Genomic DNA, 20,118 nt, shown 5'->3' with positions numbered 1-20,118 from the left:
GCGTCCCCGGAACCGCGCTGCGGCCCGGCGCCTCAGCGGCTCGCGCGGTCGAGGCCCATCGCGTAGGCGTGCGGGACGAGCGCGCCGGTCGCGGCGAGCACCGAACCCAGCACCCGCGAGCGCAGCGCGTGCACCGCGCCCGAGACGGGTCGGCCGAGCGCCATGTTGACCGCGGCGAGGCGGCCGGCGACCCGCGCGGAGCGCACGCGGTCACGCTCCCACTCCGCGAGGTCGGCCTCGGGGGCTGCCCCCGACCGGATCCACGCCGCGAGCACGGGAGCGAGGGTCGCGGCATCCAGCAGTCCCAGGTTCATACCCTGGCCGCCGATCGGACTGACCTCGTGCGCCGCGTCGCCGATCACGAACACGCGGTCGCGACGCATCGCGGGCGCGAGCACCCGCCGCACGCCGAACTCCGTCGCCTCGGCCACCGCCTCGGCAGCCTCCGCCTCGCCCCGCTCGCGCATCGCCCGGCGCAGCCGGTCCGCCCGCGACGCGGCGCTCCCGCCGGCGTCCCACGCGACGAAGCGACGCCGCCCGCCGGGCAGCGGGAACGACTCGAGCACGCCGCCAGGCGCCAGATGCACCACGGCGGTCTCGGCGTCGGCGCGGGGCGGCACGGCGGCATCCGTCATCAGATACCGATCGGCGTATGCAGTCCGCCGCAGCGCTCCTGGACGGTAGACGAGGTCGCGCGAACCGACCCCGCCCGCGATCACCACGATCGGCTCGGCCCGGTCTCCGCGGTCGGTCTCGACCCGCACCCGCGCGCCGTCGGGCACGACTCGCATCACCGTCGCGCCCCGCTCCGGCTCGGGTCCGTCGCCCCGCAGCGCGCGTTCGGTCTCGGCCTGGGGCAGGGTCGCGACGTACGGATGCCGCACATCCAGGCTCCCGAAGTCGACCACCCCGATCGCGCGTCCGTCGCTGCGCGCCTCGCCTCGGCGCACCCGCACGGCGCTGCTCAACAGGCGCTCGGTCGCCCCGCCGGCCTCCAGCGCCGCGAGGACAGGAGCGTGCACCCCGATGGCGCGCGAACCGCCGCCCGCCGCCTCGCGCCGCTCGACGATCGCGACCTCGACGCCGAACCGCGTCAGCTCGGCCGCCAGCAGCGTGCCGACGGGACCCGCCCCGACGACGAGGACCTCAGCCATCGCCGTCCGCCACCGCGAGCAGCCGGAACGGCGCCGGCGACGCGACGCGCCACGGCGCCCCGAGCGCCGCGGCGAGCTCGTCCGCGCGATAGCTCCGCCGGATCGAGCGCAGTCCGTCGGTCCGCAGGAACGTCCCCCGCTCCAGCGCCGTGATGCCTATGCCGTAAAGCGCATACGCCAGTGCGCCGCGCTCGATGTCGGCGTGCAGCACCGTCCCCGTCGCGAGCGCGCGCGTGTCGGCGGCGAAGCCGGCGAGCTCCGCCTCGCTCAGATGGTGCAGCACGTGGTTCGACAGCACCAGGTCGAACCGCTCTCCGCTCGCGCGGAGACCCGCGGCATCCGTCGCGGCGAACGACACCCGCGCGCTCCCGCGCTGCCGCGCCACCTCGAGGGCCCGCGGGTCGGGGTCGATCCCGAGCCACTGCACGTCGAGCCCGTCGCGCTCGGCCCAGGCCGCGAGGCGCGCGAGCACGTCGCCGCCGCCGCTGCCCACGTCGAGCACCCGCGCCGGACGACCCAGCCGCAGCAGCCGGGGACGGATGCCGCGCCGCCAGACCCGGCCCCACCCGCCGATCGCGCGATTCACGAGGTCGAACCGCCGCAGCGTCTCGGCCAGCATCACCGGATCGCAGTCCGGATCGTCCATCAGCTCGCGAAGGGCGGTGTCCCGCACGGCGAGGTTCACGCGGCCCCCGTCCGGAACGTCAGCCGCGCGGCCTCGAGGGTGAGCCCGGGCCCGAAGGCGAGCGTCGCCACGCGCTCGCCGTCGGCGAGCCCCGAGGCCAGGAGCGCGCCGAGGATGAAGAGGATCGTCGCGCTCGACATGTTGCCGTAGTCGCGCAGCACGTCGCGCGACACGGCCAGGGCGTCGGCGGGCAGCTCGAGCCCCGCTTCGACCCGGTCGAGCACGCTGCGCCCGCCGGGATGCACCGCCCACGTGTCGACGCCGTCGTCGCCGAGGAACGTCTCGACCGCGCCGCGGATCTCGCGCCCGATGATGCGCGGCACCTCGGCCGACAGCACCATCTCGAAGCCGGTGTCGCCGATCGTCCAGGCCATGTCCTTCTCGCCCTCGTCGGTGAGCACCGTCGCGAAGCGGTCGAGCTCGAACGACGCCCCGGTCGCGCGCGACGGGTCGGCGCTCACGACGGCCGCGGCCGCCCCGTCGGCGAACACGGACGCCGCGACGATCTCGTCGTGGTCGGCCGGCGTCCGCACGTGCAACGAGCACAGTTCGGCGCAGACGACGAGGACGACGGCGTCGGGGTCGGCCGTGCACGTCTGCGCCGCCGTTCGCAGCGCCGGCACCGCCGCCGCGCATCCCATGAACCCGAGGTGCGCGCGGGCGACCGTGGTCGGCAGCTCGAGGTCGCGCACGAGGCGGTAGTCGGGACCGGGCGCGAACATGCCCGTGCACGAGACCGTGACGACGTGGGTGACCTCGGACGCTGTGACGGATGCCGCGGCGAGAGCCTTCCGCGCCGCCTCGGCGAACAGCGGGGGAGCGAGCCGGATGTAGGCGTCGTTGCGGGCGCCGGTGGAGGGGGCGAGCAACGAACCGGTGTCGGTGACCGTCGGCATCCGCTCGTCACCGGCGGGTGCGGAGGCCGCGGCCGCGGCGGCCAGGTCGTCGAGCACGGTGTGCCGGGTCTCGATCGCCGAGGCGTCGAACGCGGCGCCGATGAGCCGCCGCGTGAGCCGGTCGGCACCCGGCTGCCCCGCGAACAGATCCCGCACCTGCTCCTGTCGGAGACGGGCCTCGGGCACGGCGGTGCCGATGGACAGGATGCGGGTGGTCATGCCTCACCGTAACCGGCGCGCGATCGGTCGAGGCTGCGGGTTGACCATGACCCGGTCGTGTGTGAACCGGCGAAGGCTCACCTGCTGCCGACCCACACCTCCACGCCCGCCCCCGTGAGGGTGAAGTTGAGGGCGGTGCCGAGCGGGTACGCGGCGCGGGCCGCGTCGGGACTCTGCTCGCTGACGACCGCCGTCACCGCGACCGGGAACGGCGCCGAGCCGCACACCGACAGGCTGTCGTCGGCGGCCTCGGCGGGGCTCACGACACTGAGGCACTCGACGTCGGGACGGTCGACGTTGCTGGCCGTGAACGCGAACACCGAGTAGCCGCGGAAGTCGCTGTACCGCCGCCCGGCCGACGAGTCCTCGGGCGCGCTGCCGCCGTCGATGACGGCGAGGGTCGCGACGCGTTCCGCGCCGGGGTAGCGCGGTGTGTCTTCGGGGACCGCCCGTGTGATCGCGACCGTCGCCGTCACGAGCACGGCCGCGGCGACGACGGCGCCGGCCGCGACGAGCCAGCGCGGCGCACGCCGGCGGGGTCGCTCCCGCGGCGGCGCCTCCGCGGCGGGCTCGGCGGGCGCGACGGGCGCGACCTCTTCCGGAGCCGCGGCGTCATCGCCCGCGGGCACATCCCGCCGCGCGGCGCGGGCCTCGAGCTCCCGCAGGCGCGCCAGGGCGGCGGCATCCCCTGCGATGTCGGGGGTGCGCCCGTAGGCGCGCTCGCGCAGTCGGGCGAGCTCGGCGGCCTCGTCGTCGTCCATCGGGATCACTCAACCAACTAATCGACGGGATGCGGGCCGAATCGGCATTCGCCGCGCCGGATCAGTCGTCGACGAGCAGCGAGTCGGCGACCGGACGCCGCTCCCGCGGGGCGTTCTCGCGCGCCTGCAGTTCCTCGGATGCCGCGTCGAGGTCGCCCACCGGTCCGACGGCCATGACGGTCAGGGCACGCTGCGTGTCGGTGAGGCCGAACGATTCGGCGATCCGGTCGGCGTGGAAGCCGCCCATCTGGTGCGTCCCGAGGTCGTTCGCGTGCGCCTGCACGGTGAAGTGCGCCGCGGCCTGCCCGACGTCGTACGTGGCCCAGCGCAGCGCCTTGCCGTCCTGCTCGGTCGTCGCGACGAACACGACGAGCGCGGCCGCGTCGGCCGCCCACGAGCGGTTGAAGCCCATCAGGCTGTCGACGACGGCGGTGTGGGATGCCGACCCCCGCCGCGCGACGATGAACCGCCACGGCTGCGTGTTCGACGCCGACGGCGACCAGCGCGCCGCCTCGAGGGCGGACCGCAGGGCCTGCTCGTCGATCGGGGCGGACGCATCGAAGATGCGGGTGCTCCAGCGCTCGCTGAGCACGTCGAGGAGGGGGGCGTCGGTCGTGGCGGTGCGGTTCGGCATCCGTCCATTCCATCACCGCCTCCCTGGGTGCGGGGTCGATGCGTCAGGACGTCGGCCAGTCGGCCGGGCCCGCCGTGCCTGCGGCGTATTCGTCCATCGGCACGCGGCCGTCCCGCCACGCGTCGATGACCGGCTGCACGATGTGCCAGCAGTCGACGGCGGCGTCCCCGCGCACCGAGAGCATGGCGTCGCCGTCGAGGATGCCCGAGAGGACCTCGGCGTACGCCTTCAGCGACCCCTCGCCCAGGTGGGCCTCGAGGGTCGCGCGCTCGAGCTCGAGCGGGTCGGCCTCGCCGTTGACGTTCAGTCCGAGCGAGATCGAGTCGGGCCCCAGCGAGAAGCTGAGGACGGTGGGGCCGGGGTCGCCCGTGAAGCCGCGCGGCAGGTGCCGCACCGGGTGGAAGCGCACCTCGACCTTCGCCTCGGCGTGCCCCAGGCCCTTGCCCGAGCGCAGCGTGATCGGCACGCCCTGCCAGCGGGCGTTGCGCACCTCGACGGTCATCTCGGCGAGGGTCTCGGTGCCGCGCGCCGGGTCGACGCCCGGCTCGTCGACGTACGACGGGAACTCGCGCCCGTCCACGGTGCCCGCCGTGTACCGCGCCCGTCGCGACGAGGCGACGGGGTCGTCGCCCCAGACGGCCGTCGCGCGGAGTGCCGCGCCCGTCGCGTCGCGGAGGTCGCGCTCGTCGAGGGATGCCGGGGGCTCCATCGTCACGAACGCCATCACCTGCAGCAGGTGGCTCTGGATCATGTCGGTCAGCGCGCCGGCCTTGTCGTAGTAGCCCGCACGGCCTTCGAGGCCCAGCGGCTCGTCGAACTGCACGAGGATAGACGCGATGTGGTCGGCCGACCACGCCGGTTCGATGAGCCGGTTCGCGAAGCGCACCCCGAGCAGGTTGAGGACCGTCGAGCGGCCGAGGAAGTGGTCGACGCGGAAGACCTGGCTCTCGGGGACGAGATCGGCGAGGGTCGCGTTGAGGCGTTCGGCGCTGGCGGCATCCGATCCGAAGGGCTTCTCGAGCGCGAGGATCGTGCCGTCGGGGATCGTGACCGACCGCAGCGCCTCGCCCGCCTTCGCGGCGACGGCGGGCGGTACGGCGAAGTAGAGCGCGGGGCGACCCTCGGCGGCATCCAGCAGCTTCTGCAGCTGACCCGGGTCGGTGATGTCGGCCTGCGTGTAGGTCGTGTCCGAGAGCCGGTCGAAGGCCGACTCCGCATCGGTCGTCGCGAACGCCTTCCGGACCGTGTCGCGCCAGGCGTCGTCGGTCCACTCGTCGACGCCGGCCCCCGCGAGGCGCACGCTGCGGTCGGGCTCGCGCGCGAGCAGCTGCCCGAGCGCGGGCAGGAGCAGGCGCGAGGTGAGGTCGCCGGAGGCGCCGAGGATGAGCAGGGTCGTGTCGGCCGTCATGCGCGTCACCCTAGCCCCGCGGTGCGCGCGAACCGGAGTCGGGGGCCGTCTCTTGCCCCGACCGTGCGCGAGGGCGACAATGGCGACGATGCCTGCCCCGATCGAGTCCTACACCCTGCTCAGCAACTGTCGGACGGCGGCCCTGGTGTCGGATGCCGGCAGCATCGACTGGCTCTGCCTCCCCCGCTACGACGCGGCGTCGATCTTCGGTGCGCTGCTCGGCGACGAGGAGCACGGCCGGTGGAGCTTGCGGCCCGCCGATCCCGAGGCCACCGCCGCGCGGCGCTACGACGGCGACACGTTCGTGCTCGTCACGCGCTGGACGACGTCCACCGGCGTCGCCGACGTCATCGAGTTCCTGCCGATCGACGAGGACGTCGTCGTACGGCGGGTGGTCGGCGTCGAGGGGACGGTCGCCTTCGAGAGCGAGTTGCGCCTGCGGTTCGACTACGCGCGGGCGCTGCCGTGGGTGCGGCAGATCGGCGACGACGACGCGGCGGCCGTGCTGCTCGCGATCGCGGGGCCCGACGCCGTCGTGGTCCGTGGTCCGCGGCTGCGCCCCGACGGAACGACCCACCGCGGATCGTTCACGGCCCGGCCGGGGACGACGGTCGACTCGGTGCTCGCGTGGGACCGGTCGTACCACCCGCATCCGGTCGCGTGCGACGTCGACGCCGCGCTCGACGCGACCCGCCGGTGGTGGACCGAGTGGGCGTCCCGCATCGAGGGCCACGGACGCTGGGCCGACCACGTGATGCGCTCGATGCTCGTGCTGCGCGCTCTCACGCATCCCGACACCGGCGGGATCGTCGCGGCCGCGACGACGTCCCTCCCCGAGGACCCGGGCGGGTCGCGCAACTGGGACTACCGCTTCGTATGGCTGCGCGACGCCGCGCTCACGCTCGAGGCCTACCTCGCCCACGGCTACACGGGCGCGGCCGAGCGCTGGCGCGGATGGTTGCTGCGGGCGGTCGCCGGCGACCCGGCCGACGTGCAGATCATGTACGGCCTCGGCGGTGAGCGCGACTTGCCCGAGCGCGAGCTGACGAGCCTGCCGGGGTACCGGGGCTCGGCGCCGGTGCGGATCGGCAACGGCGCGGTCGACCAGTACCAGGGCGACGTGATCGGCGAGGTGCTCGTCGCCCTCGAGGCGGCGCGGCTGGCGGGCGTCGCCGAGACGCCGTCGTCCTGGTCGCTGCAGCGCGCGCTGCTCGCCCAGGTCGTGGAGTGGGTCGACCGTCCCGACCACGGCATCTGGGAGATGCGCGGCGACCTGCACCACTTCACCCACTCGCGCGCCATGGTGTGGGCCGCGCTCGACCGCGGCGTCCGCGCGGTGCGCGAGCAAGGACTCGACGGCGACGCCGACCTGTGGGAGCGACTGCGGGACCGCGTGCGCGCCGAGATCGATGAGACCGGAGTGGATGCCGCGGGCGGCCACTTCACGCAGCACGACACCACCGACGAGGTCGACGCCTCGCTGCTGCTCCTGCCGCTCGTCGGGTTCTGCGCGGCCGACGACCCGCGGATGCTCGCCACCGTCGCCCGCATCGAGCGCGACCTCCTGCGGGACGGCTTCGTGATGCGGTACCGGACCGCCGCCGGCACCGACGGACTGCCCGGCGACGAGCATCCCTTCCTCGCCTGCTCGTTCTGGCTCGTCGAGCAGTACGCGGCGACCGGCCGCATCGACGACGCGACGCGCCTCATGGACCGCCTCTGCGCCGTCGCCAACGACGTGGGGCTGCTCTCGGAGGAGTACGACCCCGCCACCGGACACCACATCGGCAACACCCCGCAGGCGCTCTCGCATCTCGCCCTCGTCGGCGCGGCCGACGCGCTCGCCGGCCACGTCGGCCGCGCGGCGCACCGGACGTAGCCGCTCCGTCAAGAGCCTGCAGTGAGCGGATGCCGGGGGTAGCGTCGTAGACGGGACCGCTGACCCGGGCGGAGGAGGAGACGATGACGGACGTACCCGAGCCGCTCGTCGGCGACACTCTGGCGGATCGTTACCGGCTGATCGCGCAGGTCGGTCAGGGCGGCATGGCGCGGGTCTTCCGCGCGGACGACACCGCGCTCGGGCGGACGGTCGCCGTCAAGGTGCTGCGCCCCGGCGTCGAGGGGGTCGCCGGAGCGCCCGAGCGCGCCCGGAGCGAGGTGACCCTCCTCGCCTCGCTCAACCACCCGTCGCTCGTGACCCTCTTCGACGCGCACCTGACCGGATCGCCCGAATACCTCGTGATGGAGTTCGTCGACGGGCCGACCCTCAGCTCCCGGATCGCCGAGGGGCCGCTGCCCCCGGCCGAGGTCGCCGCGCTCGCCGCGGAGCTCGGCGAAGCCCTCCACGTCGTGCACGCGTCGGGGGTCGTGCACCGCGACATGAAGCCGTCGAACGTGCTGCTCGCCCCGCCGCACCTGCCGGGCGGGCGGCCCCGCGCGAAGCTCACCGACTTCGGCATCGCCCTGCTCCTCGACAGCGCCCGGCTGACGACGCCCGGCACGATCATCGGGACGGCCGCCTATCTCGCCCCCGAGCAGGTGCAGGGCGGCGACGCGGCTCCGCCCGCCGACGTGTACGCGCTCGGCCTGGTGCTGCTCGAAGCCCTCACCGGCGAGCGCGCGTACCCGCACACCGACGGGGTCGGCGCCGCCCTGGCCCGCCTCACCACGCCGCCGACGATCCCCGACGCGCTCGGCCCCGCCTGGACGTCGCTGCTGTCGCGCATGACCGCCACCCGCCCCGAGGAGCGTCCGACCGCGCTCACGGTCGTCGAGGCTGCCGAGCGGCTGCGCACCGCGCCGGTCGACGGTGCGCCCCCGCTGCCGCCGGTGCGCGCGGCGGTGGCCGCCGGCATCCCGATCGCGGCGACGACCCCCGCCGACGCGCCGGCGACGCAGGCGGAGCCTCGCGACGACGACGCCCCGACCGTGCTCGAGCCGGCGGCCACCCGCACGGCGGGCGATGCCCCGACGCGCCGCTACCCGACGGCGGCGACGGTGGCCTTCGGGTCGGCGCCGGCTCCGGCATCCAGCGAGGAGGAGCCGCGTCGTCGTTCCCGCCGTCCGCTCGTCATCGGGCTCGCCGTCGCGGTCGTCGCCCTGCTCGCCGGGGCCAGCATCTGGGCGGCGTCGCTCTTCGGCGGACAGCAGTCCTGGACGACCGACCCCGCGCAGACCGAGCCGACGCCCGCCCGGACGGCGGAGGTGACGCCGACCGCCACCCCGACGCCCACGGTCTCGACGGTCGACGACTCGGGCACCGATGACGCCCCTGCCGACGACACCCCCGCCGACGACAAGGGCGGCGGCAAGCCCGACAAGCAGGACAAGCCCGACAAACCCGGCAAGGACAAGCCCGGCAAGGGCGGCCCCGGACGCGGCTGAACCGCCCCGCCGCGGGTGCGGACGGAGCGGTTCAGCGGATGCCGCGGTGCGGCAGGATCAGCGCGACAGGGCCTCGCGCAGCTTGACGCGCGCCCCCATGCGCAGGAGCGAGTTCTCGTAGATCTTCGCGCCGAGGAGGATCGCCCCGATGCACGCGGCGAGCATGACGGCCAGCGCGAGCAGGGGCTCCCACCACTGCGCCTCGCCGACGAAGATGCGCACCGGCATCCCCACCGGGGCCGAGAACGGCACGTACGACATGATCGTCAGCACGACGGGGTTGTCGTTGAAGAAGATGACGAGGAAGTACGGCGCCATCACGATGTAGGTGAGCGGCGTGATCGTCGGTCCGATGTCCTCCTGTCGCGAGACCATCGCACCCGCCGCGGCGAACAGCGCGGCCAGCAGGACGAACCCGAAGAGGAAGAACACCGCGAACCACGCGATCGGACCGCCGAGACCCGCGATGAGGAAGTCCTGACCGGTCACCGTCAGGCCGATGATCGCGACCGCGGCGATGCCGACGATCTGCCCCATCGCGAGCACCGTGTTGCCGAGCACCTTGCCGGCCAGGAGGGCGCGGGTCGGGATCGCCGAGATGAGCAGCTCGACCACGCGGGTCTGCTTCTCCTCGACGACGCTCGTCGCGATGGTCGTGCCGAAGGTGAGCGCCGCGGCGAAGAAGACGCCGCCGAACGCGATCGCGATGATGTAGCGCAGGAAGCCGTCGGTGCTCGCGGGTTCGAGGATCTCGACCTCGGGCGCGATGCTCAGCTGCTGCAGCAGGCCGGTGGAGACCTGCTCGTCGAACACGACGGTGTAGCCGAGGGGCTCGGCGCCGCCCGGGATGACGGCGGCGTCGACCTCGCCGTCGCGGACGAGTTCGCGTGCCTCGTCGGCGGTCGCGGCATCCGTCACGTCGAAGGCGTCGGGGTCGGAGAGGACCGAGGCGGTCTCGGAGGTGACCGCGATCGGCGTGCGGTTGTCGCTCTGCGCCGTGAAGCCGGCCCAGAGGACCGCAGCCAGCACGATCACGAACATGACGACGGTCGAGATGATGAACGACTTCGAGCGTAGCTTCGAGCCGATCTCGCGCTCGGTGACGAGCCAGACGCTCTGGCCGAAGGACGGTGACGTGTTCACTGGATGACCTCCGTGAAAATCTGGGCGAGGGTGGGGTGGCGGGGGGCGAAGCTCGTCACGGCGCCGTGGGTGACGGCGCGCTGCAGGACGCGCTGGACGGTCTCGTCCGAGTCGGCCTCGAACACCGCGTATCCGCCGTCGAAGTCGACGACCTCGACGCCCGGCTCGTCACGCAGCCAGCCGGCGTCGGTGGCCGAGACGAGCTCGAAGCGCCGCGAGGCGTGCTCGGCGCGCAGGCCGTCGCGGGTGCCGGCCGCGCGGATGGTGCCGCCGGCGATGATGACGAGGTCGTCGCACAGGCGCTCGACGACGTCGAGCTGGTGCGACGAGAAGAGCACCGAGACGCCCTGCGCGGCGCGGGTCTGCAGCACCTCGGCGACGACGTCGACCGCGAGCGGGTCGAGGCCCGAGAACGGCTCGTCGAGGATGAGCACCTCGGGGTCGTGCACGAGCGCCGCCGCGATCTGGGCGCGCTGCTGGTTGCCGAGCGAGAGCGTCTCGACGTTGTCGTCCAGGCGCTCCCCGAGCCCGAGCTCCTGCAGGAGCGCCGTCGCGCGGGTCGTGGCATCCGCCTTCGAGAACCCGTGCAGGCGGGCGAGGTAGACGATGTGCTCGAGCACCTTCATCTTCGGGTACAGGCCGCGCTCCTCGGGCATGTACCCGAAGCGGCGGCGGTCGGCGGTCGTGACGGGCGCGCCGTTCAGTGTGACCTCGCCGCTGTCGCGGCCCAGCACGCCGAGCATGATCCGCATCGTGGTGGTCTTGCCGGCGCCGTTGCCGCCGACGAACCCGGTCAGGCGGCCGGGGGCGACATCGAACGCGACGTCGTCGAGCACCCGCCGCGAGCCGTAGCTCTTGGTGATCCCGCGTAGCTGCAGCATCCGTTCCTCCTGTGATCCTGGGCCACCGGCGGTGGCACGTGTCCCACGTTAGGAAGATCGGATGCCGGGGGCCTCCCCCCGGCGGGTGATCCGGGATCCCCGCCGCGAGGGGGAGCGTGACGTCTTATTGCATTCACAGGAATAGGGATGCCGGGGCTCCCGTTGGACTCCACGGTGCCGAACGGCATCCGTTTCGACTCTTTTGGAGGACCCATGACGAACCGCACCATCGGCTACATCGTCGGCAGCATCTCGTCGACGTCGATCAACCGCCGCCTCGCCAAGGCGCTCGAGCGCCTCGCCCCCGAGGGCACCACGTTGGTCGAGATCCCGATCAAGGACCTGCCGTTCTACTCGGTCGACCACGACGCGGACTTCCCGCAGGTCGCCGTCGACTTCAAGCAGGCGATCGCGGACGTCAATGGCGTCATCATCGTGACCCCCGAGTACAGCCGCTCGATCCCGGGCGTGCTGAAGAACGCGCTCGACTGGGCCGCCCGCCCCTACGGCCAGAACGCGTTCAACCTCAAGCCCACCGCCGTCATCGGCACCTCGGGCAGCGGCATCGGCACCGCCGCCGCGCAGCAGCACCTGAAGGCGATCCTCAGCCACTTCAACGCCCCCACGCTCGGCCAGCCCGAAGGCTACGTGCAGAGCACGCCCGGCCTGTTCGGCGAGGACGGCGAGGTCACCAACGACGAGACCGCCGGCTTCCTGACCGGCTACCTCGAGGCGTTCGGCGACCTGATCGACCGCTACGCCGAGGTCCCCGCGGGCGTCTGACCCGCGTCACGGCTGGAACGGCCCCGCCCCGACTCGGGCGGGGCCGTTCCGCGTGCGGGGCGGGTCAGGCCAGGCCGTGCCGGTAGGCCCAGACCACCGCGGCGACGCGGTCGCGGGCGCCGAGCTTCTGCAGCACGTTCGACACGTGCGTCTTGACCGTCGCCTCGCCGATGTAGAGCTCCTGGGCGATCTCGCCGTTGCTCATCGCACGCGCGAGCAGGCGCAGCACCTCGGCCTCGCGTTCGGTGAGCTCCACCGGCAGGGTGGGCGCGGCATCCGTCGTCCGGGGGAGGGATGCCGCCGGTGCCGACTCCGCCTGCGCGAACCGCTCGATCACCCGGCGCGTGACCGACGGCGCGAGCAGCGCATCACCCGAGTGCGCGACGCGCACGGCGTTCGTGAGCTCCTCGGGGCCGGCGTTCTTGAGCAGGAACCCGCTCGCCCCCGCCGACAGCGCCTGGAACAGGTAGTCGTCGCGGTCGAAGGTCGTCACGATGACGACGGATGCCGCGACCTCGGCATCCGCCACGATCCGCCGCGTCGCCTCGAGGCCGTCCATGTCGGGCATCTGCACGTCCATGCAGATCACGTCGGGGCGCAGCTCGCGCGCGGCCGCGACGGCGGCGCGGCCGTCGCCCGCCTCGCCGACGACCTCGATGTCGCCCGCGGCCTCGAGGATCATGCGGAACCCGGTGCGCATGACGGCGTGGTCGTCGACCAGCAGCACGCGGATCATGCCGGCACCGCCTGCGTCAGCGGCATGCGCGCCCGCACGAGGAAGCCGCCCCGGTCGCGGGCGCGCGCCTCGAGCGTTCCTCCGGAGGAAACGGCGCGCTCGCGCATCCCGACCAGGCCGAGGCCCGCGCGTCCGGAGATCGGCGCGCGTCCGGTGTTCGAGACCTCGAGTTCGACGGCGTCGTCGGCGTAGCGCAGGCGCACGTCGGCCGTCGCGCCGGGGCCGCCGTGACGGCGGGCGTTCGTCAGCGCCTCCTGCGCGATCCGGTACAGGTTCACCTGCACGAGGTCGGACGTCGGCACTGCGTCGCCGACGACGGACAGCGTCGTCGGCAGGCCGTTCTCGTTCGCGTGGGCGACGAGCGCCGGCAGGGCGTCGAGGCGCAGCGTCGACCCGCCGAGCGCATCGGTGTCGGATGCGTCGGTGTCGGGCGTGCGCAGCGTCTCGAGCAGCTGGCGCAGTTCGGTCAGCGCCTCGCGCGCAGAGGACTCGATGCCGGTGAGCGCGGTGCGCGCGGCATCCGGGTTCTGCTCGAACACCGTCCGCGCGGCACCCGCCTGCACCCCCATCGCCGAGACGTGGTGGGCGACGACGTCGTGCAGCTCGCGCGCGATGCGCACGCGGTCGAGGGCGACGGCCTGTGCCGCAGTCCGTTCGCGCTCGCGTTCGAGCTCGGCGGTGCGCTGCTCGAGCGCCGCGCGCTCCATGGCACCCGTGTAGGCGCGCTCGCCGAACAGGTAGGCACCGCCGAAGAAGGCCACGTTGACGAGGAACTGGATCAGCGCGAACGCCGCGAAGGGCGAGAACGGCCCCTGCTGCGAGAGTCCGTCGTCGGATGCCGCCGACTGGAACATCGTGATGAGCAGCCACACGAACATCGCGACGATCAGCAGGATGCGCACGAGCGCCGCACGGCGCCGGTCGGCGACCCAGGCGCCCACCGTGTACATCGCGATGAACAGCGAGACGTTGCCGACGTACACCTCGGGGATGCCCGCCGACATGCCCACGAAGAAGGCCGCAGACACGACGACCAGCACCGTGCCGGGGAACCGGCGTCGCAGGGCGAGGGGGACCGTGATCGCCGCGGCGTAGAGCAGCCCCCAGTGCAGAGCCGGGCCGTTGCCGCCGTAGATGTTCGAGACCGTGCCGAGGGCGGTGCTGATCAGGCCGGCGACCAGCATCCCGGCGGCGAGCCAGGCGTCGTGACGCCGTTCCGCGGGGGTGACGGCGCGGCGGAGCGTCGAGTCGGACATACCTTCCACGCTAGAGGGGCGGATGCGGCGCGGCATCCGTCCTGCGGGGGAGAGCCTTCGGCGTCAGAAGATCATCGGACGGTCGTCGTCGTCCTCGCCGTCGAGGTCCAGGTCGACGACCACCGGGACGTGGTCGCTGGGGATCTCGCCCTTGCGCTCGTCGCGGTGGATGGATGCCCCGACGACACCGTCGGCGAAGGCCGCCGAACCGAGGATGAAGTCGATGCGCAGGCCCTCGTTGCGGGGGAAGCGCAGCTGCTTGTAGTCCCAGTAGGTGTAGCCGGTCGGGACGAGCGGGCGGACCGTGTCGGTGAGGCCGGCGTCGAGCAGGGACTGAAAGGCGGCGCGTTCCTCGGGGGAGACGTGCGTCGTCACGCCCTCGACGACCGTCGGGTCGCCGTTGTCGGCATCGGTCGGGGCGATGTTGAAGTCGCCGACGAGCGCCAGCGGCAGATCGGGCTGCGCGGCGAGCGTCGACTGGGTGTAGGCGCGGAGCGCCTCGAGCCAGTGCAGTTTGTACGCGAAGTGCGGGTCGTCGAGACCGCGGCCGTTGGGGACGTAGAGGCTCCACACCTTGACGCCGTCGATCGTCGCGCCGAGCGCGCGGGCCTCCTGCGGGGCATCCGGACCCTCGTGGCCCTTCAGGAACCCCGGCATGTCGGGGAAAGCGTACTCGACCTCGGTGATCGGCTCACGACTCGCGATCGCGACACCGTTCCACTGGTTCAGGCCGTGCGCTTCGACGTGGTAGCCCGCCTCTTCGAACGCCTCGTAGGGGAACTGCTCGGGCTTGCACTTGATCTCCTGCATCGCGAGCACGTCGATGTTCTCGCGCACGGCGAACTCGACGGTGCGCACGACGCGCGCGCGAATGGAGTTGACGTTCCAGGTGGCAAGCCGCATGGTTCCCAGCCTAGATCGGGCGTCCGACGCCGCCGGTCGTAGACTCGGAGCCGTGACCGTCGCCTCCACGCCCGCACTCGAAGCCGACCGCCAGAGCCTCATCTCGCTCATCCAGGAGGAGGCCGTGTTCCACGGCGACTTCACCCTGTCGAGCGGCAAGAAGGCGACCTACTACGTCGACATGCGAAAGCTCACGCTCGACCACCGCGCAGCGCCGGCCATCGGGCGCATCATGCTCGACCTCCTCCGCGACGTCGACGGCATCGTCGCGGTCGGCGGGCTGACCCTCGGCGCCGACCCCATCGCGAACGCCGTCATGCACGAGTCCGCGCGCACCGACGCGCCGCTCGACGCGTTCGTCGTCCGCAAGGAGCCCAAGGACCACGGCCGCGGTCGTCAGGTCGAAGGAGCGGATGTCGCGGGCAAGCGCGTCGTCGTGGTCGAGGACACCTCGACCACCGGTCAGTCGGCGCTCAAGGCCGTCGAGGCGCTGCGCCGCGAGGGCGCCGAGCCCGTCGCGGTGGCCGTGATCGTCGACCGCAAGACGGGTGCGCAGGCCGCCGTCGAGGCGGCGGGTCTCACCTGGCTCGCCGCGATCGACCTCGACGATCTGGGCCTGCAGCCGCAGTAATCACTTGGGTTCGAGGTCGTCCCACGGCTTGCGACCGCGGCGGTCGTCGCCGCGCCGTCGGAACCCGCGGACGACGATGAGCACGAGCGAGGTCAGCAGCGACAGTCCGACGACGCTGTACAGCAGGTTCTGCTCGAGCTCGTTCATGCGTCCACTCTCGCACGCGCCGCGGCGGGTGAGCTCCGGCTCCGAATCACCACCGAGGTGCCGAATCACCACGGAAATGCCCGCAATCGGCTGGTGACTCGGCACGCGGCTGGTGATTCGGCACGCCGTCGGAACGCCGAGCGCAAGAGGATGCCACGCATAGGTGCCGAGCGTAGGGTCGAGCATGTGGCACGCGATGACTGGGACCCGGACGATCTCCCCGATCTGAGCGGTCGTCGTTACCTCGTCACCGGCTCGAATACGGGTGTCGGATTCTTCAGCTGTCTGCAGCTCGCCGCAGCCGGTGCCCACGTCGTCATGACGGCTCGGAACCCCTCGCGGCTGTCGCGCGCGCGGGCGGCGATCCTCGATCAGGTGCCGGATGCCGACCTCGAGACCCTCGCGCTCGACACGAGCAACCTGGGCTCGGTCCGCGCCGCCGCCGCAACCGTCCGCGGACGCGTCGGACTGCACGGCGCCCTCTTCAACGCGGGTATCGTCCACCCGCCGGAGGAGCGCGAGGTGACCCGAGACGGGCACGAGCTCGTCATCGCCACGAACGCGCTCGGCCACTACGCGCTCGCCGGTGCCGTGCTGCCCGCGCTCGCCGCAGCCCGCGGCCGCATGGTCTGGCTCGGCTCGATCGCGACCAAGCTCTTCCCGTGGGACCCGATCGACCCCGAACTCGTCGACGACTACACGCCGTGGCGGGCGTACGTGCAGTCGAAGGTCGCCACCGCGGCGCTCGGGTTCGAAGCGGACCGGCGGCTGCGCGCGGCATCCGTCCCCGTCCAGAGCCTCGTCGCGCATCCCGGCTACTCGCTCGGCGGGCGGACGCGACGGATCCCCGGCGTCAGCGCGCCGTCGCGGCGCAAACGCCTGCTCGGCGGTCTGCAGGCCGCCGTCGCGCAGTCGAAGGAGCGCGGAGCGTGGGCGCCGGTGCGCGCGCTCGTCGACCCCGACGCCGAGGGCGGCCAGTATTGGGGTCCCGCGCGGACGTACACCGGCGCGCCGGTGCTCGAGCGCGCGCCGCGGATCGCGATCGACCCCGACGTCGGCGCCCGCATGTGGCACTACGCCGAGCACGCGACACGCACCGAATGGCCGTACCTGAAGGGCCGGCGGCTGCGCCTGCGCTGATCCCGCGCGGTGCGACAGCAGCACCGGCGGTCGTGCGGACGTGCGGTGCTCCCGGCAAGAGCGCGCGCTGACTCAGGCGGTCAGCCACACCGCCTGCGCGGCGGCCGGCGGCAACTCGATCGTCGGACCGCCGTCGATCTGCACGGCGCCCCGCCCCGTCGCCGTCAGGGTGTGGCCGACGTCGATGCCGATCTCTTCGAGCGAGCGCAGCAGCGCGGGGTCGCGGTCCGACACGCGCAGCACGCGGCCGGTGTGCCCGATCGTCGCCTCGGCGAGCAGGACGAACGGCTCGCGCTCGACACTGCCGTCGGGCCCCGGGATCGCGTCGCCGTGCGGGTCGAACCGCGGGTGGCCGAGCCGCGCGTCGATGCCCGCGAGCAGGCGGTCGCTGATCGTGTGCTCGAGCACCTCGGCCTCGTCGTGCACCTCGTCCCATGCGTAGCCGAACTCGCGCACGAGCCACGTCTCGATGAGGCGGTGACGGCGGATCACCGCGGTCGCGCGGGAGGTCCCGGCATCCGTCAGCGAGATCGGTCCGTACGGGCGGTGCGCCACGAGGCCCTGCGCGGCGAGCTTCTTGACCATCTCGGTGACCGACGACGGCGCGAGTCCGAGTTCGGCGGCGAGCACCGACGGGGTGACGGGATCGGTCTGCCACTCGGTGTGGTGGTAGATCGTCTTGAGGTAATCGTCGACCGTGGACACGGAGGCGGGCACGGACCCCAGATTATCCGCCGAAGAGGGTCAGCCAGAGCAGCAGGGCGTTGAGCGTCACGAGGAACACCGAGGCCAGGATGCCCGCGGCCGTCGTCCACACTCGGTTGCGGTAGCCGCCGAGCACGTCGCGCTTCGCGGTGAGCGCGACGAGGGGGATGAGGGCGAACGGGATGCCGAAGCTCAGGATCACCTGGCTGAGGATCAGCGCGAACGTCGGGTCGACGCCGAGGGCGAGGATCGCGAGCGCGGGGACGAGCGTCACGAGGCGGCGGGCGAGGAGCGGGATGCGGACGCGGAGGAGCCCGTGCATGATCTCCGCCCCGGCGTAGGCGCCGACCGCGCTGCTGGCCAGTCCGCTCGCGAGCAGGCCGACCGCGAACAGCGTCGCGACGACCGGTCCGATGCCGTCTTGCAGCGCCGCGTACGCGCCCTCGAGGCTGTCGGTGCCGGGGACCCCGGCGAGGTTCGCCGCGGCCAGCAGCAGGATGCAGAGGTTCACGGTGCCGGCGATCGCGAGCGCGATCGTCACGTCCCACCGGGTGGCGCGGAGGATGCGGCGGGTGTCGATCGCGGCGTCGGCGGCCGCGGCATCCGTCCTCTTGCGGTCCTCGGCGGGACGGAAGCGGTCGCGGGCGAGCGAGCTGTGCGCGTAGATCGCGTGCGGCATGATCGTCGCCCCGAGGATGGATGCCGCCAGCAGCACCGAGTCGGTGCCGTCGAACCGGGGGAGGAGGCCCCGGGCGACGCCGGCGGACTCGGGTGGGCCGATGAAGACGCCGTAGGTGAAGCCGAGGGCGATGATCGCCATGAGCCCGATGATGACGAACTCGAAGCTGCGCGCCCCGCGACGCGACTGGATCAGCAGGAGCGCGATCGAGACCGCGCCGGTGATGAGCCCGCCCCACAGCAGGGGGACGCCGAACAGCAGCCACAGCGCGACGGCGCCGCCGATGATCTCCGCGACGTCGGTGGCCATCGCGACCAGTTCGGCCTGCAGCCAGTAGGCGCGACGCGCGGTGTTGCTGCGGATGCGGCTGCCGAGCACCTCGGGCAGGCTCTGCCCGGTGACGATGCCGAGTTTCGCCGACAGGTACTGGATGAGCCACGCCATGACGTTGCCGAGCACGACGACCCAGACGAGCAGGTAGCCGTAGCGGGCGCCCGCGGTCATGTTGCTCGCGACGTTGCCCGGGTCGAGGTAGGCGACCCCGGCGACCAGTGCAGGTCCCAGCAGCCACGCCGCGCGTCGGCCGGTGCGCGCGGGCACGGGCCTCGGGGCGAGGTCGGTTTTCGGCATACCGAAAAATCTAACGCATCGGGTGCGATGCGGTGCTCGTGCTGTTGCGCGCGTGGCACGGCGCGCGTGCGGCGTCGCCCCCTGGGCCGAATCACCACTCGGCTGCCGAGTCACCATTCGAATGCGCGCATTCCGATGGTGATTCGGCACGCGGCTGGTGATTCGGCGACGAACGGGTGCACGGGGCGCACTGCGCCGCGCGCGGCTAGCCTGGATCGGTGCCCGAGCAGATTGATCCCGACGCGGAACCGCAGCTCCCCGTCGGCGTCGGCCCGTGGCCGGGCGGCCCGGACGCCTGGCCCGACGACCCGCGGTACGACCGCGACCTGCTCGCGGACGGCGACCGCCGCAACGTGATCGACCGCTACCGCTACTGGACGATGGCGGCGATCGTGGCGGACCTCGACGAGAAGCGGCATCCGTTCCACGTCGCGATCGAGAACTGGCAGCACGACATGAACATCGGCTCGATCGTGCGCAGCGCCAACGCGTTCGGGGCGGCCGAGGTGCACATCATCGGCAAGCGGCGCTGGAACCGTCGCGGGGCCATGGTGACCGACCGGTACCAGCACGTCCGCCATCACGAGGACGTCGCGGCCTTCGCCGCGTGGGCGGATGCCGCCGGGCTCCCGATCCTCGCGATCGACAACGTCGACGGCTCGGTGCCGGTCGACCGCTCGGACCTGCCCGAGCGCTGCGTCCTGCTCTTCGGGCAGGAGGGACCGGGGCTGTCGCCCGAGGCGCTCGCCGCGGCATCCGGAGTCGTCGAGATCACCCAGTACGGGTCGACCCGGTCGATCAACGCCTCGGCCGCCGCGGCGGTCGTCATGTACGAGTGGTGCCGCCGGTACGCGTGACGCTCAGGCGGTGACCGCCCTGCGGCGCCCGTCGCGCACGACGAAGAACGCCAGCGCGAGCGTCAGGGCGAGCGCCGGGAGCGCGATCACCGCGCCGACCAGCAGGAGCATGGCGGCGCCGATGTTCGCGAAGCCGCCCTGCGCCGCGTCGTGCAGGATGGCCGCCGCGCCGACGGTGAGGATGGCGCCCGCGAGCAGGTAGCCGAGCGTCGCGAGGAGGGAGACGACGACGCGGATGCGGTGCAGGCACACCCCCGCGATGCCGGCGACCGTCGCCGTCCCGGCGCCGCCGACGACGATCGCGAGCTCGGTCGTGGTGCTGTCGGGGGTAACGAGAAAGGTCGCGAGGGCGCCGGCGGCGACGAGCACGCCGACCCCCGAGACCACCACCAGGATCGTTCCGAGCGTCGTCGTGCGGTGCGCCGTGGTCATCTGTCCGGTCCCCCGATCGGTCGCCGCAGCCGAAGGTGCGGGCGTCCCGCCACC

General features: G+C 73.0%; 21 protein-coding genes. 6 read left to right on the top strand and 15 right to left on the bottom strand.

Features of this window, described 5'->3' with window-relative positions; genetic code table 11:
- Nucleotides 1–32: 32 nt before the first annotated feature.
- The 6 genes from AYL44_RS07190 to AYL44_RS07165 form a co-directional block, all read right to left on the bottom strand.
- Nucleotides 33–1,154 carry an FAD-dependent oxidoreductase gene (locus AYL44_RS07190; protein WP_064002610.1) on the bottom strand — a complete coding sequence of 374 codons (1,122 nt, stop codon included), beginning with the start codon at nucleotides 1,152–1,154 and terminating at the stop codon, nucleotides 33–35.
- The gene (locus AYL44_RS07185) at nucleotides 1,147–1,839 is read right to left on the bottom strand and encodes a methyltransferase domain-containing protein (RefSeq protein ID WP_064002609.1); all 693 of its coding nucleotides are present in this window, start codon (nucleotides 1,837–1,839) and stop codon (nucleotides 1,147–1,149) included. Before AYL44_RS07185 ends, AYL44_RS07190 begins: the two co-directional genes overlap by 8 nt.
- The gene (locus AYL44_RS07180) at nucleotides 1,836–2,954 is read right to left on the bottom strand and encodes a type III polyketide synthase (protein WP_064002608.1); all 1,119 of its coding nucleotides are present in this window, start codon (nucleotides 2,952–2,954) and stop codon (nucleotides 1,836–1,838) included. Before AYL44_RS07180 ends, AYL44_RS07185 begins: the two co-directional genes overlap by 4 nt.
- A gap of 77 nt (nucleotides 2,955–3,031) precedes the next feature.
- Entirely contained in the window at nucleotides 3,032–3,715 is a 684-nt protein-coding gene (locus AYL44_RS14540) for a hypothetical protein (RefSeq protein WP_064002607.1), read from the bottom strand.
- A 61-nt stretch (nucleotides 3,716–3,776) separates the two neighbouring features.
- A complete protein-coding gene (locus tag AYL44_RS07170; RefSeq protein ID WP_064002606.1) occupies nucleotides 3,777–4,349 on the bottom strand; it encodes a nitroreductase family protein in 573 nt (190 codons plus the stop codon).
- 43 nt (nucleotides 4,350–4,392) lie between these two features.
- Nucleotides 4,393–5,757, bottom strand: coding sequence for a glucose-6-phosphate dehydrogenase (locus tag AYL44_RS07165; protein ID WP_064002605.1), 1,365 nt, complete (start codon nucleotides 5,755–5,757; stop codon nucleotides 4,393–4,395).
- Between the two features lie 79 nt (nucleotides 5,758–5,836).
- Here AYL44_RS07165 and AYL44_RS07160 point away from each other — a divergent pair, with 79 nt between their 5' ends.
- Both AYL44_RS07160 and AYL44_RS07155 read left to right on the top strand, forming a co-directional pair.
- Nucleotides 5,837–7,636, top strand: a complete 1,800-nt coding sequence (locus AYL44_RS07160) for a glycoside hydrolase family 15 protein (protein WP_064002604.1) — start codon at nucleotides 5,837–5,839, stop codon at nucleotides 7,634–7,636.
- 83 nt (nucleotides 7,637–7,719) lie between these two features.
- Nucleotides 7,720–9,141: a serine/threonine-protein kinase gene (locus AYL44_RS07155; RefSeq protein ID WP_064002603.1), complete on the top strand. Its 1,422-nt coding sequence runs from the start codon at nucleotides 7,720–7,722 to the stop codon at nucleotides 9,139–9,141.
- A gap of 57 nt (nucleotides 9,142–9,198) precedes the next feature.
- Here the strand turns inward: AYL44_RS07155 and AYL44_RS07150 are convergent, their stop codons facing one another.
- On the bottom strand, nucleotides 9,199–10,284 hold the full coding sequence (locus AYL44_RS07150) for an ABC transporter permease (protein WP_064002602.1): 1,086 nt from the start codon (nucleotides 10,282–10,284) through the stop codon (nucleotides 9,199–9,201).
- Nucleotides 10,281–11,165, bottom strand: a complete 885-nt coding sequence (locus AYL44_RS07145) for an ABC transporter ATP-binding protein (protein WP_064002601.1) — start codon at nucleotides 11,163–11,165, stop codon at nucleotides 10,281–10,283. The genes AYL44_RS07150 and AYL44_RS07145 overlap by 4 nt, the downstream gene beginning before the upstream one ends.
- Before the next feature lie 213 nt (nucleotides 11,166–11,378).
- Here AYL44_RS07145 and AYL44_RS07140 point away from each other — a divergent pair, with 213 nt between their 5' ends.
- Nucleotides 11,379–11,948, top strand: coding sequence for an NADPH-dependent FMN reductase (locus AYL44_RS07140; RefSeq protein ID WP_064002600.1), 570 nt, complete (start codon nucleotides 11,379–11,381; stop codon nucleotides 11,946–11,948).
- Nucleotides 11,949–12,012: 64 nt separating this feature from the next.
- Here the strand turns inward: AYL44_RS07140 and AYL44_RS07135 are convergent, their stop codons facing one another.
- From AYL44_RS07135 to AYL44_RS07125, 3 genes are all read right to left on the bottom strand, one after another.
- Nucleotides 12,013–12,684, bottom strand: a complete 672-nt coding sequence (locus tag AYL44_RS07135) for a response regulator (RefSeq protein ID WP_064002599.1) — start codon at nucleotides 12,682–12,684, stop codon at nucleotides 12,013–12,015.
- Nucleotides 12,681–13,940 carry a sensor histidine kinase gene (locus AYL44_RS07130; protein WP_064002598.1) on the bottom strand — a complete coding sequence of 420 codons (1,260 nt, stop codon included), beginning with the start codon at nucleotides 13,938–13,940 and terminating at the stop codon, nucleotides 12,681–12,683. Before AYL44_RS07130 ends, AYL44_RS07135 begins: the two co-directional genes overlap by 4 nt.
- 63 nt (nucleotides 13,941–14,003) lie before the next feature.
- Complete coding sequence (locus AYL44_RS07125; RefSeq protein WP_064002597.1) at nucleotides 14,004–14,843, bottom strand: exodeoxyribonuclease III; 840 nt, start codon at nucleotides 14,841–14,843, stop codon at nucleotides 14,004–14,006.
- A 52-nt stretch (nucleotides 14,844–14,895) separates the two neighbouring features.
- Here AYL44_RS07125 and pyrE point away from each other — a divergent pair, with 52 nt between their 5' ends.
- Entirely contained in the window at nucleotides 14,896–15,474 is a 579-nt protein-coding gene (gene pyrE, locus AYL44_RS07120) for an orotate phosphoribosyltransferase (RefSeq protein WP_064002596.1), read from the top strand.
- On the opposite strand, the gene AYL44_RS14680 is transcribed toward pyrE, so the two are convergent.
- A complete protein-coding gene (locus AYL44_RS14680) occupies nucleotides 15,475–15,621 on the bottom strand; it encodes a hypothetical protein (protein WP_197471610.1) in 147 nt (48 codons plus the stop codon).
- Nucleotides 15,622–15,807: 186 nt separating this feature from the next.
- Between AYL44_RS14680 and AYL44_RS07115 the strand changes: the two genes are divergently transcribed.
- Nucleotides 15,808–16,761: an SDR family NAD(P)-dependent oxidoreductase gene (locus tag AYL44_RS07115; RefSeq protein ID WP_064002595.1), complete on the top strand. Its 954-nt coding sequence runs from the start codon at nucleotides 15,808–15,810 to the stop codon at nucleotides 16,759–16,761.
- Nucleotides 16,762–16,833: 72 nt separating this feature from the next.
- Here AYL44_RS07115 and AYL44_RS07110 read toward each other — a convergent pair whose 3' ends face one another.
- Entirely contained in the window at nucleotides 16,834–17,478 is a 645-nt protein-coding gene (locus tag AYL44_RS07110) for a metal-dependent transcriptional regulator (RefSeq protein ID WP_064002594.1), read from the bottom strand.
- Between the two features lie 10 nt (nucleotides 17,479–17,488).
- Nucleotides 17,489–18,775: an Nramp family divalent metal transporter gene (locus tag AYL44_RS07105; protein ID WP_064002593.1), complete on the bottom strand. Its 1,287-nt coding sequence runs from the start codon at nucleotides 18,773–18,775 to the stop codon at nucleotides 17,489–17,491.
- A gap of 218 nt (nucleotides 18,776–18,993) precedes the next feature.
- On the opposite strand from AYL44_RS07105, the gene AYL44_RS07100 reads away from it, so the two are divergent.
- A complete protein-coding gene (locus tag AYL44_RS07100) occupies nucleotides 18,994–19,632 on the top strand; it encodes a TrmH family RNA methyltransferase (protein WP_064002592.1) in 639 nt (212 codons plus the stop codon).
- Nucleotides 19,633–19,635: 3 nt separating this feature from the next.
- Here AYL44_RS07100 and AYL44_RS07095 read toward each other — a convergent pair whose 3' ends face one another.
- Complete coding sequence (locus AYL44_RS07095; protein ID WP_064002591.1) at nucleotides 19,636–20,064, bottom strand: hypothetical protein; 429 nt, start codon at nucleotides 20,062–20,064, stop codon at nucleotides 19,636–19,638.
- Nucleotides 20,065–20,118 lie beyond the last annotated feature (54 nt).

It is taken from the genome of Microbacterium oleivorans (assembly GCF_001644225.1).
Taxonomy (GTDB): domain Bacteria; phylum Actinomycetota; class Actinomycetes; order Actinomycetales; family Microbacteriaceae; genus Microbacterium; species Microbacterium gawkjiense.
Note: the sequence above shows the minus strand (reverse complement) of the source record. Positions and strands in the feature narration are given on the sequence as shown.